Source organism: Pseudomonas sp. H3_A02 (assembly GCF_054671965.1).
The window spans coordinates 3,700,841-3,714,571 of the sequence record NZ_CP162807.1; the positions used below are offsets into that span (position 1 = coordinate 3,700,841).

General features: G+C 63.3%; 13 protein-coding genes. 5 read left to right on the forward strand and 8 right to left on the reverse strand.

Annotated features, from left to right (window positions below):
* Positions 1–145 precede the first annotated feature (145 nt).
* Complete coding sequence (locus tag AB4N80_RS16540) at positions 146–487, forward strand: FKBP-type peptidyl-prolyl cis-trans isomerase (RefSeq protein WP_053122889.1); 342 nt, start codon at positions 146–148, stop codon at positions 485–487.
* Between the two features lie 15 nt (positions 488–502).
* Here AB4N80_RS16540 and AB4N80_RS16545 read toward each other — a convergent pair whose 3' ends face one another.
* On the reverse strand, positions 503–1,618 hold the full coding sequence (locus AB4N80_RS16545) for a cytochrome P450 (RefSeq protein WP_122566293.1): 1,116 nt from the start codon (positions 1,616–1,618) through the stop codon (positions 503–505).
* A gap of 82 nt (positions 1,619–1,700) precedes the next feature.
* Here AB4N80_RS16545 and AB4N80_RS16550 point away from each other — a divergent pair, with 82 nt between their 5' ends.
* Positions 1,701–2,456, forward strand: coding sequence for an ArsR/SmtB family transcription factor (locus AB4N80_RS16550; protein ID WP_460077992.1), 756 nt, complete (start codon positions 1,701–1,703; stop codon positions 2,454–2,456).
* Positions 2,457–2,569: 113 nt separating this feature from the next.
* Here the strand turns inward: AB4N80_RS16550 and AB4N80_RS16555 are convergent, their stop codons facing one another.
* Positions 2,570–3,364 (reverse strand): AraC family transcriptional regulator, encoded by a 795-nt coding sequence (locus AB4N80_RS16555; RefSeq protein WP_122566295.1) that lies wholly within the window; start codon positions 3,362–3,364, stop codon positions 2,570–2,572.
* Between the two features lie 109 nt (positions 3,365–3,473).
* Between AB4N80_RS16555 and AB4N80_RS16560 the strand changes: the two genes are divergently transcribed.
* Entirely contained in the window at positions 3,474–4,403 is a 930-nt protein-coding gene (locus tag AB4N80_RS16560; RefSeq protein ID WP_460077994.1) for a DMT family transporter, read from the forward strand.
* Positions 4,404–4,618: 215 nt separating this feature from the next.
* Here AB4N80_RS16560 and AB4N80_RS16565 read toward each other — a convergent pair whose 3' ends face one another.
* From AB4N80_RS16565 to AB4N80_RS16585, 5 genes are all read right to left on the reverse strand, one after another.
* On the reverse strand, positions 4,619–5,638 hold the full coding sequence (locus tag AB4N80_RS16565) for a branched-chain amino acid aminotransferase (protein ID WP_460077996.1): 1,020 nt from the start codon (positions 5,636–5,638) through the stop codon (positions 4,619–4,621).
* Positions 5,639–5,894: 256 nt separating this feature from the next.
* Positions 5,895–7,277, reverse strand: a complete 1,383-nt coding sequence (gene lpdA / locus AB4N80_RS16570; protein ID WP_460077997.1) for a dihydrolipoyl dehydrogenase — start codon at positions 7,275–7,277, stop codon at positions 5,895–5,897.
* A gap of 3 nt (positions 7,278–7,280) precedes the next feature.
* A complete protein-coding gene (locus AB4N80_RS16575) occupies positions 7,281–8,549 on the reverse strand; it encodes a dihydrolipoamide acetyltransferase family protein (RefSeq protein WP_460077999.1) in 1,269 nt (422 codons plus the stop codon).
* Positions 8,550–9,608, reverse strand: coding sequence for an alpha-ketoacid dehydrogenase subunit beta (locus AB4N80_RS16580; protein WP_186640437.1), 1,059 nt, complete (start codon positions 9,606–9,608; stop codon positions 8,550–8,552).
* A 1-nt stretch (position 9,609) separates the two neighbouring features.
* Positions 9,610–10,845 carry a 3-methyl-2-oxobutanoate dehydrogenase (2-methylpropanoyl-transferring) subunit alpha gene (locus AB4N80_RS16585; RefSeq protein ID WP_060741704.1) on the reverse strand — a complete coding sequence of 412 codons (1,236 nt, stop codon included), beginning with the start codon at positions 10,843–10,845 and terminating at the stop codon, positions 9,610–9,612.
* Positions 10,846–11,037: 192 nt separating this feature from the next.
* Between AB4N80_RS16585 and bkdR the strand changes: the two genes are divergently transcribed.
* A complete protein-coding gene (bkdR, locus tag AB4N80_RS16590; protein ID WP_003202929.1) occupies positions 11,038–11,526 on the forward strand; it encodes a Bkd operon transcriptional regulator BkdR in 489 nt (162 codons plus the stop codon).
* A 300-nt stretch (positions 11,527–11,826) separates the two neighbouring features.
* Here bkdR and AB4N80_RS16595 read toward each other — a convergent pair whose 3' ends face one another.
* Complete coding sequence (locus AB4N80_RS16595) at positions 11,827–12,690, reverse strand: MBL fold metallo-hydrolase (protein ID WP_305467506.1); 864 nt, start codon at positions 12,688–12,690, stop codon at positions 11,827–11,829.
* Between the two features lie 137 nt (positions 12,691–12,827).
* Between AB4N80_RS16595 and AB4N80_RS16600 the strand changes: the two genes are divergently transcribed.
* Positions 12,828–13,628 carry a sulfite exporter TauE/SafE family protein gene (locus tag AB4N80_RS16600; RefSeq protein ID WP_305467505.1) on the forward strand — a complete coding sequence of 267 codons (801 nt, stop codon included), beginning with the start codon at positions 12,828–12,830 and terminating at the stop codon, positions 13,626–13,628.
* Positions 13,629–13,731 lie beyond the last annotated feature (103 nt).

Below are 13,731 nucleotides of genomic sequence, written 5' to 3' on the forward strand. Positions count from 1 at the left end.
CAGAAAATCCTTATCTGAAATGCAGGGCCGATACCCATGTGAACCGAAGAGGCCGCCGCGGTTCCCTGATGCGGGGCAGACAACGTTTGCCATGCGTGCTGATTTCTGCGAAAACCCCGCGCCAGGATCACACGAGGGATATGCCATGAATGAAGAACTGCAAATCATCGACCTGCAACAGGGCGACGGCAAAAGCGTAGTCAAAGGTGCGCTGATCACCACTCAATACCGCGGCACGCTCGAAGACGGCACCGAATTCGATTCGTCCTACAGTCGCGGCAAACCTTTCCAATGCGTGATTGGCACCGGTCGCGTTATCAAAGGCTGGGACCTGGGCCTGATGGGCATGCAAGTTGGTGGCAAGCGCAAGTTGTGGGTGCCGGCCCACCTGGCCTACGGTGAGCGGTCCATGGGCGCCCATATCAAGCCCAACGCCAACCTCATCTTTGAAATCGAGTTGTTGGAAGTCCTGACCCGGGACGATTGAGGGGGCTGGAGCGGGTCATGACCGCTCGCTGAACAGCGGGATGCGTGCGTTGACCGAAGGGCGGTAGCGCCAGGTCAACCGCTCCAGTGGCGGTTCGCCCTCAAGGATCATCGCCAGGGTGGCGCGGGCGATGCCCATGGCCAGGGTTTGGCCTGGACATTCATGGCGTCCGCTGCCGAAGCTGAAACTGCGGCGGTTTGGGCGGTCGAGCAGCAGGACGTCCGGCTGTGTGTTGAGCTGCGGGTCGCGGTTGGCTGAGGCCAGTAGCACCAGGATCGTTTCTCCAGGGTTCAATGCGCTGCCGAGGAGTTCGCAAGGGGCGGCGACGAAGCGGCGGGTGTTTTGCACGGGCGGGTCGAAACGCTGGACTTCGGCCAGTAACGGGCCGACCTGTGCCGGGTCGTCCCGCAGTACCTGACGTAACGCCGGATCGCCGATCAGCGCCAGCAGCGCGTTGCCGATCAGGCCAGCGGTGGCTTCATAGGTTTGCGAGAGCAGGCCGATCAGGTTGGCGATTTTGCTGTCCGCGTCTTCGAAGCCTTGCCCCATGCGCATCAATAAAGGATTGTCCTGCGCCTCGATCCGCTCCTGGAACAACCTGGTCAGTTGCTCGCTGGCCCGGTGCGCGGCATCCAGTTGCGGCGCCTGGCTCAGGGGCGACAGGCAGGCGACGAAATCCCCGGTCAATGCGCTGATCAGGCGGCTGCCCGTCGGGCTGAAACCGAGCAATGCCGCGACCACGCTGGCCGGCCCGATGAATTGAGCCTGGTGCAGGCCTTCGGCGCCGTCCTGGAGGCGACGGGCCCTGACCAATGCTTCGATCTGCCGGGGGGTGGTGTCTTGCAACGCCGGCGCAATCGCCGCCCTCGGGCAACGCTGCCGTTCACCTTCGTTCATGCGCATCAAGTGCCCGAACACGTGGCCGGCCGGGCCCTCGGCAATGGCCTTGGGCACGGGCTCGTGGACCGGGCGCACCAGGCAGTCGGTGTGATGCAATACCGCGCACACGGCCTCGGCGCTGCTGGCGACCCACAGGTTCAACACAGGGTCGAAGGCCAGTCCGCCGGCAGCGCGCAGGGCGGCGTAGAAAGGGTAAGGGTCGGGATGTGTCGCGGCGGTGATCGGGTCCATGAAGCGCGGCCTTGTTCGTGAGGGCGAAAGTGTTGCTACTATCCCCAGTCGATGCATGGCTTGATTCGTCGGGGAGCGAAATATGAACGCAGAACAGCATGATCTGGGCGTGTCCCACGTGGCCGCAGCCATCGCCGAGCCGGCCCGCACCCGGATGCTGTGTGCGCTGATGGACGGCCACGCCCGCACCAGTACCGAATTGGCGAGCATCGCCGAGGTCAGCGCCTCGACCGCCAGCGCCCATCTGGCGAAACTCAAGCAAATGGCCCTGGTGCGCCTGCATGTCCAGGGGCGTCATCGTTATTACAGCCTGGCGGACCCGCGCGTGGCCCAGGCGCTTGAGGCGCTGATGGTGATCGGCCAGAGCGCCACGCCGACGTTCACGCCGCGCACACCGGATCGCCTGCAATTTGCCCGCACCTGCTACGACCACATGGCCGGCACCTTGGCGGTGCGCCTGCATGACCGCATGCTCGAGGCCGAGTGGCTGGTGGACATGGAGGGCGAGGGCTATCGGCTGAGTGAATCCGGTGAGGCGGTGTTCGAGGGATTGGGCGTCGATGTCCAGCACCTCGCCACGCAACGCCGCCGATTCGCCTGTCCTTGCCTGGATTGGAGCATGCGCCGCCCCCACCTGGGCGGGGCCTTGGGCGCGGCGTTGCTGCAAGTGGCGATCAAGCGCAAATGGGTAATCCAGGACCTGGACAGCCGGGCGCTGGGGTTGACGGCCAGTGGCCGCAAGGCGATGGCGGGGCGGTTTGGGGTCAGTGCCGAAATCGATGCCAAACCCACTGGCGCTATCGCGAGCAAGCTCGCTCCCACAATGGAGCTGCGCTGAACACAAAACCCATGAACGCCCAAGCCCCCTGTGGAAGCGAGCTTGCTCGCGATGACGGTGGAACATTCAAGCCTTAGCAAACTGACCCACCGCTATCGCGAGCACCACCCATATCATCCAGCCATATGCCTGCGCCGATACTCATCCGGCGTGGTGCCCATCATTTTGCGAAACATGCTGATAAACGCCGAGGCGCTGCTGTAGCCCAGGTCCAGGCCGATGGTTTCCACGCTCTGGCCACGTTCGAGCAGGGCCAGGGCCTCGATGACTTTCAGGCGCTGGCGCCATTCCACCAGGGACATGCCCAGGTCCCGTTGGGCCCGGCGCATCAGCGTGCGTTCGGTGGTGTTGGCGGCGCGGGCCAGTTGCGGCAAGGAACGCGGGTCGCTGGGGTTCGCCTCCAAGGCCCGCAGCACGGGGCCCAGCAGTGGATCATCCGAGGAGGGCAGGTAGCTGCCGGCATGGGGCGCCCGCGCCAGCTTGTCCACCAGCACCTGCAACAAACGCTGCTGTTCGGGCGTCTGTGGCTGGCTTGGCGGGTCGCTGCGCAGTTCTTCCAGCAACGCGCGAATCAGCGGGCTCAAGGTCAGCGCACAGGGCACGGCAGGCAGTGCGTCGCACAGTTCGGCGGCCAGGTACAGCGAGCAATGGCAGGCCTCATGCCGATTGAATCCAACGTGTTCCATGTCCGGTGGCAGCCAGATGCCGTACTGCGGTGGCGCCAGGTAATGGTGTTGGGCGATCTCGATTTCCATCACCCCGCTGTAGGAGTAGACGAACTCACCCCAGGCATGCCGGTGCCGGGGGTAAGTCGCATGGGCCGGCATGCAGGCGCTGCGAAAGTAGATCGGCGAGGGCAGGGCTGCGTCGAACGGAGGAATCTTCAGATGTTGGGCTGGAGGCTGCATATCGACCGCAATGGCGGATTACCGGGATGGCTTGTCGGGTAATCACTATATCCAGCAAAGGTGTCAGGCAGACAATCCTTTCATCTCTTTCTGCCCAAGGACCTTTCCCATGACCACCCGCCGCGCCCTGGATGGCCAGGTCTGCGCCCTGATGACCGGCCTCTGTGCCATCTGGGGTTTCCAGCAAGTCGCGATCAAGGCCAGCGCCGTCGACATGGCGCCGATGCTGCAACTGGGCGTGCGCTCAGCCATCGCCGCGGTGCTGGTCTGGTTGTTGGTGCTGGTGCGCGGTGAACGCCTGTCCCTGGCCGATGGCAGTTGGCGCCCGGGCCTGTTGGTGGGGTTGTTGTTTGCCTTGGAGTTCGTAATGGTGGGCGAAGGCCTGCGGCATACGACGGCTTCGCACATGGTGATTTTCCTCTATACCGCGCCGATGTTCGCCGCCCTCGGCTTGCATTGGAGATTGCCGAGCGAACGCCTCAAACCGGCGCAGTGGTTGGGCATCGCGGTTGCATTCGGCGGGATCGTGGTGGCCTTCAGAGGAGGCTCGGGGGCGGCGAACGGCAGCTCGTTGCTCGGTGATGGCATGGGCTTGCTGGCCGGCGCGCTGTGGGGCGCAACCACGGTGACGGTACGCTGTTCGCGGTTGACGAATCTGCCGGCCAGCCAGACGCTGCTCTACCAACTGGTTGGCGCCGGGGTACTGCTGATCGGAATGTCGGTGGCTCTGGGGCAAACGACGATCACCCCCACGCCGCAACTCATCGCCAGCCTGGCATTCCAGGTGTTGCTGGTGTCCTTCGCCAGTTTCCTGATCTGGTTTTCCCTGCTGCGCCGCTACCTCGCGTCGCAATTGGGGGTGCTGTCGTTCATGACGCCGTTGTTCGGCATCGGTTTTGGTGTCTGGTTGCTGGATGAGCCGCTGGAGCCGAACTTCATCGTTGGCGCGGCTTTGGTATTGAGTGGGATTCTGCTGGTCAGCGGTTATGGATGGTTTCGCCAGCGTTGGGGGCGATGGCTGGTGTTGCGGCGGGAGTAACTGAACGAAATGTAAAAAAGCCACCCCTGCTGAAGCAGGAGTGGGCTTTTTTTTGAGGCCGCGCAATCTCTGTGGCGAGGGGATTTATCCCGCTGGGTTGCGAAGCAACCCCTAGTACTTGGGTGAGTCACAAAAACCAAGCGAGCGCTTCGCACTCGAGCGGGGATAAATCCCCGCGCCACAAAAAAGCCTTCAGGTGCCTGGAAGGGCTTGGATCAAACCTTGACGATCCAACCCGCCGGCGCTTCCACGTCGCCGGTCTGCACGCCGGTCAGCTCTTTGTAGAGCTTCTGGGTGATCGGGCCGACTTCGGTTTCGCTGTGGAACACGTGCAGCTTGTCCTTGTAGCTGATGCCACCAATCGGGGTAATCACCGCAGCGGTACCGCAGGCGCCGGCTTCCTTGAAGTCCGACAGCTTGTCGATGAACACGTCGCCTTCGATCACTTCCAGGCCCAGGCGCGATTTGGCCAGTTCGATCAGCGACAGGCGGGTGATGCCCGGCAGGACCGAAGGGGACTTCGGGGTGACGAATTTGTTGTCGTGGGTGATGCCGAAGAAGTTGGCCGAGCCGACTTCCTCGATTTTCGAATGGGTCATCGGGTCCAGGTAGATGCAGTCGGCGAAACTGGCCTTCTTGGCCTGGGAGCCGGGCATCAGGCTGGCAGCGTAGTTGCCACCGACCTTGGCCGCGCCGGTGCCTTGTGGGGCGGCGCGGTCGAAGCTGGAGATCAGGAAGTTGTGCGGGGTCAGGCCGCCCTTGAAGTAGGCGCCGACCGGGATGCAGAAAATCGAGAAGATGAACTCGGGTGCGGTGCGCACGCCGATGTTGTCACCCACGCCGATCACGAACGGACGCAGGTACAGCGCGCCGCCAGTACCGTAAGGCGGGATGAAGCGCTCGTTGGCGCGGACCACTTGCTTGCAGGCTTCGACGAACTGCTCGGTGTCGACGTGCGGCATCAGCAGACGGGCACAGCTGTTCTGCATGCGGGCGGCGTTCTGGTCCGGGCGAAACAGGTTGATCGAACCGTCCTTGCAGCGATAGGCCTTCAGGCCTTCGAAGCACTGCTGACCGTAGTGCAGGGCGGTGGAGCCCTCGCTGATGTGCAGCACGTTGTCGTCGGTCAGGGTGCCCGCGTCCCAGGCGCCATCGCGCCAGTGCGACAGGTAGCGCTTGTCGGTCTTGATGTAGTCAAAGCCCAGTTTGTCCCAATTGATGCTCTCGTTACCCATGACACCCTCTATTTCTTAACAACCGTCGAAACGGTTCAAGGCTTCTGACGTTTTTTGGATGGGGACAACAATACTTCATTCCGGGGTTGTTTCGCAGCCTGTAACATGAATCCTGCAGCTGGAAACAGCCCTGCGGTCGTTGTGAGGGATTGTGGGAGCAAGGCTTGCCCGCGATACAGGCGACTCGGTTTCTGAAGGACCGCATCGCCTGTATCGCGGGCAAGCCTTGCTCCCACAAGTTATTCACCCACAACTGTCACAGATGCAACGCATGCCCCAACGCCCGCAACGCCGCTTCCTGCACGGCCTCGCCCAGCGTCGGATGGGCGTGGATGGTGCCGGCGATGTCCTCCAGGCGCGCGCCCATTTCCAGGGACTGGCCAAATGCGGTGGACAGCTCCGACACGCCGACGCCAACCGCTTGCCAGCCGACGATCAAATGATTATCCCGGCGCGCCACGACCCGCACGAAACCGCTTTTCGATTCCAGAGTCATGGCCCGGCCGTTGGCGGCGAACGGGAAGCTCGACACCATGCAATCGAGCCCGGCCGCCTTGGCCTCGTCCGGCGTCTTGCCGACCACCACCAGTTCCGGATCGGTGAAGCACACCGCGGCAATGGCGGTCGGGTTGAATTCCCGATGCTGACCGGCGATCAACTCGGCGACCATCTCGCCCTGGGCCATGGCCCGGTGGGCAAGCATCGGTTCACCGCTCAGGTCGCCAATGGCCCAGACATTGCGCATGCTGGTCTGGCAACGGCTGTCGATTTTCAGCGCCGAACCGTTCATCGCCAGGTCCAGTGCTTCAAGGTTCCAGCCCTGGGTGTTGGGTTTGCGACCAACGGCCACCAGCACCCGGTCGGTGTCCAGGTTCAGCGTCTCGCCATTGGGATCACGCACTTGCAAGGTACTGGCCTGGGCATCGAAACCTTCGACGCTGTGCTTGAGGTACAGCTTCACGCCCAACTGCTTGAGCGCCTCGTGCACCGGTTGCGTCAGCTCACCGTCGTACGCCGGCAGGATCCGCTCCTGGGCCTCGACCACGCTGACCTCGGCGCCGAGCTTGCGGTAGGCAATGCCCAGTTCCAGGCCGATGTAACCACCGCCGACCACCACCAGGTGCTTGGGCACCGAGGTGGGGGCGAGGGCTTCGGTGGAGGAAATGATCGGCCCGCCCACGGGTAACATCGGCAGGTTGACGCTTTTCGAACCGGTGGCCAGCAGCAGGTGTTCGCACTGGATGCGGGTATCGCCGACCTCGACTGTCTTGCCATCGATCACCTTGGCCCAGCCCTGAATGACCTGGACCTTGTGCTTTTTCAGCAATGCCGCGACGCCGGTGGTCAGGCGATCGACGATGCCGTCCTTCCATTCCACGCTCTTGTTGATGTCCAGCGTTGGCGCCGCCACGGTGATGCCCAAGGCCGAGCCCTGGCTATGGTGCCGGGTCTGGTGGAACTGTTCGGCCACATGGATCAATGCCTTGGACGGGATGCAACCGATGTTCAGGCAAGTGCCGCCCAGCGCCTGGCCTTCCACCAGGATGGTCGGGATGCCCAACTGGCCGGCGCGGATCGCCGCCACGTAACCGCCAGGACCGCCGCCGATGATCAGCAGCGTGGTGTTCAAAGTCTGCATGGCTTACTCCACAAACAAGGTGGCGGGTTGTTCGAGCAGACCACGCAGGGCCTGGATGAATTGCGCCGCGTCCATGCCGTCGACCACTCGGTGATCGAAGGAGCTGGAGAGGTTCATCATCTTGCGGATCACGACCTGGCCCTTGATCACCATGGGCCGCTCGACGATTTTGTTCACGCCGACAATCGCCACTTCCGGCAGGTTCAGCACCGGCGTGCTGACGATGCCGCCGAGGGCACCGAGGCTGGTCAGGGTGATGGTCGAGCCGGACAGCTCATCGCGACTGGCCTTGCCCGTGCGGGCCGCCGTGGCCAGGCGTGAAATTTCCGTCGCACTGTCCCACAGCGTACGGGCCTCGGCGTGACGCACCACTGGCACCATCAGGCCCACATCGCTCTGGGTCGCGACGCCAACATGCACGGCGCCCGAACGGTGGATGACCTGGGCCTCGTCGTCGTAGCGCGCGTTCATCTGCGGGAAGTCCCGCAGGGCCACCACCAACGCACGGACCAGGAACGGCAGCAGGGTCAGCTTGCCGCGACTGGCGCCGTGTTTTTCATTCAAGTGAACCCGCAGCTCTTCCAGGGCTGTGACGTCGATTTCCTCGACGTAGCTGAAATGGGCGGCGCGTTGGGTTGCCTCCTGCATGCGCTGGGCGATCTTGCGGCGCATGCCGATCACTGGGATCTGCTGCTCGTCGTGGCGTTCGGCATAACCCGAACCGCCCTTGGCCTGGGGCGACGGACCCTGGGCCAGGTAGGCGTCGAGGTCTTCGTGCAGGACCCGTCCGGCGGGGCCGCTGCCCTGGACCAGGCGCAATTGAATGCCCAGGTCCAGCGCGTGTTTGCGCACGGCCGGCGAGGCCAATGGACGCTCGTCGGGATCGCGGGCCACCGGGGCTTGCGCAGCCGGGCGGGGCACGGCAATTTTTTCCAGCACCGGTTCAGGCGTGGCCACTGGCGCCGGCTTCGGTGCCTGCGCAGCCGCGGCGGCTGGAGCCGGTTGGGCCGATTCTTTCAAGTTACCCGCACCTTCGACTTCAATGCGGATCAGTTCACTGCCCACCGCCATGACTTCACCGGGCTCGCCACCCAGGGCGATGACCCGGCCATGCACCGGCGAAGGGATGTCCACCATCGCCTTGTCGGTCATGACATCGGCCAACACCTGGTCTTCGACCACCATGTCGCCGACCTTGACGTGCCACACCGACAGTTCAACTTCGGCGATGCCTTCGCCAATGTCCGGCATCTTGATAACGTGCGTGCCCATTCAGACCTCCATGACCCGTTTCAACGCCGCGCCCACACGGGACGGCCCTGGGAAATACGCCCACTCCTGCGCATGCGGGTAGGGGGTGTCCCAACCAGTGACACGCTCGATGGGCGCTTCCAGGTGGTGGAAGCAATGTTCTTGCACCAACGACACCAGCTCGGCGCCGAAACCGCAGGTGCGGGTGGCTTCGTGGACGACCACGCAGCGGCCGGTCTTCTTCACGGATTTGACGATGGTCTCAAGGTCCAGCGGCCAGAGGCTGCGCAGGTCGATGACTTCGGCGTCGATGCCGGTTTCTTCGGCCGCCACTTGGGAGACGTAGACCGTGGTGCCGTAGGTGAGTACCGTCACGTCCTTGCCCGGACGGGTGATGGCGGCGACGTCCAGCGGTACGGTGTAATAACCGTCCGGCACCTGCGCCGAAGGGTGTTTCGACCACGGCGTTACCGGGCGGTCGTGGTGGCCGTCGAAGGGGCCGTTATACAGGCGCTTGGGTTCGAGGAAGATCACCGGGTCATCGTTTTCGATGGAGGCGATCAGCAGGCCCTTGGCGTCGTAGGGGTTGGACGGCATCACGGTGCGCAGCCCGCAGACCTGGGTGAACATCGCCTCGATGCTCTGGCTGTGGGTCTGGCCGCCATAAATGCCGCCGCCGCAGGGCATGCGCAGGGTCATCGGCGCGGTGAACTCGCCGGCCGAGCGATAGCGCAGGCGCGCCGCCTCGGAAATGATCTGGTCCGACGCTGGGTAGACGTAGTCGGCGAACTGGATCTCGGCCACCGGGCGCAGGCCATAGGCACCCATGCCCACCGCCACGCCGACGATACCGCTTTCGGAAATCGGCGCGTCGAACACCCGCGAGGTGCCGTATTTGTTCTGCAGGCCTTCGGTGCAGCGGAACACGCCACCGAAGTAACCCACGTCCTGGCCGAACACCACGACGTTGTCGTCGCGCTCGAGCATCACGTCCATGGCCGAGCGCAGGGCCTGGATCATGGTCATGGTGGTAGTGGTCATGGCGGTGTCCAACGCAATAGTGTTGTTGTGATCGTTCATGTCAGATCCCCAACTGCTGACGCTGGCGCTTCAAGTGCTCCGGCATCTCTTTGTAGACGTCTTCGAACATGGTCGCGGCGCTTGGAATCTGCCCACCGGCGAGGGTGCCGTACTGTTCGGCCTCCTTCTGCGCGGCGATCACCTCGGCTTCGAGTTCGGCGCTGACCGCCGCATGTTCCTCTTCGGACCACTGGCCGATTTTCACCATGTGCTGCTTGAGGCGCGCGATCGGATCGCCCAACGGGAAGTGGCTCCAGTCATCGGCGGGGCGGTACTTCGAAGGGTCGTCCGAGGTGGAGTGCGGGCCGGCGCGGTAGGTGACCCATTCGATCAGCGCCGGCCCGAGGTTGCGGCGGGCGCGTTCGGCGGCCCAGCGCGAGGCGGCGTAGACCGCCATGAAATCGTTGCCATCGACACGCAGGGAGGCGATGCCGCAACCGACGCCGCGTCCGGCGAACGTCGTGGCTTCACCGCCGGCAATGGCCTGGAAGGTGGAGATTGCCCACTGGTTGTTGACCACGTTGAGGATCACTGGCGCCCGGTAGACGTGGGCGAAAGTGAGAGCGGTGTGGAAGTCCGATTCGGCGGTGGCGCCGTCACCGATCCAGGCCGAGGCGATCTTGGTGTCGCCCTTGATCGCCGAGGCCATGCCCCAACCCACGCCCTGGATGAATTGCGTAGCGAGGTTGCCGGAAATGGTGAAGAAACCGGCGTCCTTGACCGAGTACATGATCGGCAATTGCCGGCCCTTGAGCGGATCGCGCTCGTTGGACAGCAGTTGGCAGATCAGGTCCACCAGCGGCACCTCGCGGGCCATCAGGATGCTTTGTTGGCGGTAGGTGGGGAAGCACATGTCGTCGATGTTCAACGCCAGGGCCTGGGCGCTGCCGATGGCTTCTTCGCCAAGGCTTTGCATGTAGAACGACATCTTTTTCTGACGCTGGGCGACCACCATGCGGTTGTCGTAGATGCGCGTCTTGAGCATGGCACGCATGCCTTTGCGCAGGATCTCGACGGGGATGTCCGCGGCCCAGTCGCCTAGGGCATTGCCCTGGTCGTCGAGCACGCGGATCAGGCTGCGGGCCAAGTCGGCGGTGTCGGCGGGTTCGACGTCGATGGGTGGTTTGCGCACCGTGCCGGCATCGGACAGATGCAGGTAGGAAAAGTCGGTCTTGCAGCCGGGACGGCCCGAGGGTTCGGGGACGTGCAGGCGTAGCGGTTCGTACGCTGGGTTCATGGCTTTCTACGCTCGATCTTGTGAATTTCTTGTAGTGGGCGCGCTAGCTGACGAATTTCCCCGGGTACGGGAAATTGTCCTACAACAATCATAGGCTCGACGAAGAAGAATATTTTTCTCTGTTAGCTTGCTGTTCAGATCATTTGCAGATAAAAAATCTGCACAACGATAAAAAGCAGGATTATTTGTCTCATGCGTAAATTGGATCGCACCGACATCGGCATTCTGAACAGCCTTCAGGAAAACGCCCGTATCACCAACGCGGATCTCGCCCGTTCGGTCAACCTGTCGCCGACGCCGTGCTTCAACCGCGTCCGGGCGATGGAGGAGCTGGGGGTGATCCGCGAGCAGGTCACGCTGCTGGACGCCGACCTGCTGGGGTTGCACGTCAACGTGTTCATCCATGTGAGCCTGGAGAAGCAGGTGGAGGAGGCGCTGCAGCACTTCGAAGAGGCCATCTCCGACCGGCCGGAGGTGATGGAATGCTACTTGATGGCCGGTGATCCGGATTACTTGATCCGCGTGCTGGTGCCGACCATCCAGTCGCTGGAGCGGTTCATGATGGACTTTTTGACCAAGGTCCCGGGCGTGGCGAACATCCGCTCAAGCTTTGCCCTCAAGCAGGTGCGCTACAAGACCGCGCTGCCGTTGCCGGCCAATGGATTGACCTTGGGAACCTGATCAAAAGACCAGTCCCTGAGGGAGCTAGCTGTCATTCAACAATGATGCAAGCAGACCCACCGCCATCGCGAGCAAGCTCAGCTCCCACAGGGATTTGCGGTGTTGCCGGGTACTGCGACCGCCGCCGATTCTTGTGGGAGCAAGCTCGCTCCCACATGGGATTTGCGGTGTTGTCGGGTACTGCGTCCGCCGCCGATTCCTGTGGGAGCGAGCCTGCTTCACCTCCAACCTCCGCACAAGCAGACCCACCGCTGTGGTCAGAGATTGCTCCCGCTGGGCTGCGCAGCAGCCCCCAAGCATCTAGAGCTGGTTGATCGGAATCTTCAGGTAAGTCACGCCATTGTCCTCAGCCGGCGGCAGGTGCCCGGCGCGCACATTCACCTGGATCGCCGGCAACAGTAGCGTCGGCATGCCCAGTGTCTTGTCGCGCTGGGTACGCATGGCCACGAACGAGGCTTCATCGATGCCATCGCGAACATGGATGTTGTGCTGGCGCTGCTCACCCACGGTACTTATGCAGTGGGGCTCGCGCTCCTCCGGTGGATAGTCATGACAGACATACAATCGCACCCCGGCAGGGAAGGCCAGCAACTTGCGGATCGAGGCGTAGAGCTGATGGGCATTGCCGCCCGGGAAGTCGCAACGGGCCGTGCCTACGTCGGGCATGAACAGCGTATCGCCCACCAGGATCACGTCGCCGTCGATCAGATAGGCCATGTCCGCCGGGGTATGGCCGGGCACGTGCAGGGCGGTGGCCTTGAGGTTGCCGATCAGGAAGGACTCGTCGGGCGCGAACAGGTGGTCGAATTGCGAACCGTCGACGGCGAAGTGCGGCTCCAGGTTGAACAGCGTCTTGAACACGTTCTGCACCTGGCCGATGGACTCGCCAATGGCGATCTTGCCGCCCAGCTCTCGCCGCAGATAAGGCGCGGCGGACAGGTGATCGGCATGGGCGTGGGTTTCCAGCAGCCATTGCACCGTCAGTTGATGTTCCTTCACGAAAGCGATCACCCGATCAGCCTGTTCGGTGCCGCTGCGGCCCGAAGCCGGGTCGTAGTCGAGCACTGGGTCGACCACCGCGCACTGCCCGCCGTCGTGTTCATACACGACGTGGGTATAGGTCTTGGAGGCGGGGTCGAGAAAACTTTGGATCTGCGCGGGCATGACAGCGGACCTGTGCGGGAAGAAGCGGTTGCTACGCTTGAGGTTACAACATATGGTCCGCAGCTTAGTGAGGGCCAAGGCGTCCTGCAAATGCGATCGCACCTGCCAACAGGTGTGCGCGGCTTGAGAGAACCTGAATGTTACTGGCAAGTTTTTTTGGTGTGGTCATGGGGCTGGTCCTGGGCCTTACGGGGGCGGGCGGCGGCATCCTGGCGGTGCCGGCGTTGGTGTTGGGCCTGGGGTGGAGCATGACCGAGGCCGCGCCGGTGGCGCTGTTCGCGGTGGGCAGCGCGGCGGCGGTGGGCGCCATCGATGGGCTGCGCCATGGCCTGGTGCGCTACCGTGCGGCCCTGCTGATTGCGTTGCTGGGCGCGGTGTTTTCGCCGATGGGCATCTACCTCGCCCATCAGCTCTCGGAAAAAATCCTGATGATGCTGTTCAGCCTGTTGATGGTGCTGGTGGCGGCGCGCATGTTGCGGCGGGAAACGCCACAAGCGGGGCCCAGCGATCATGGCGCGGCCAGTTGGGGCCAGAAGAATTGCATGCTCGACCGCGAGACCGGGCGCCTGGCCTGGACTGCCCGATGCACGGCCACACTGTCTGCATTGGGCGCGGTGACGGGCCTGGTCTCGGGGCTGCTGGGCGTGGGGGGCGGCTTCCTGATCGTGCCGGCGTTCAAGCAATTGACCGACGTACAGATGCGCGGGATCGTCGCGACTTCGTTGATGGTCATCAGCCTGATTTCGCTGATTGGCGTGGTGGGTGCGTTTCATGCCGGGGTGAGCATCGACCGGGTCGGGGCGGTGTTCATTGCGGCGAGCATCGTCGGGATGGTGCTCGGGCGGCGAGTGTCGACCAAGGTCCCGGCCCGGGCGTTGCAGGTGGGGTTTGCCGGGGTGTGCCTGGGGGTGGCGGTATTCATGCTGGTGCGGGCGTAGCTTCTCTACGCAGACCCTTTGTGACGAGCGCCCTCTCTGTGGGAGCAAGGCTTGCCCGCGATGAAGGTGACGCGGTCTACCGGGAAACCGAGGTGCCTGCATC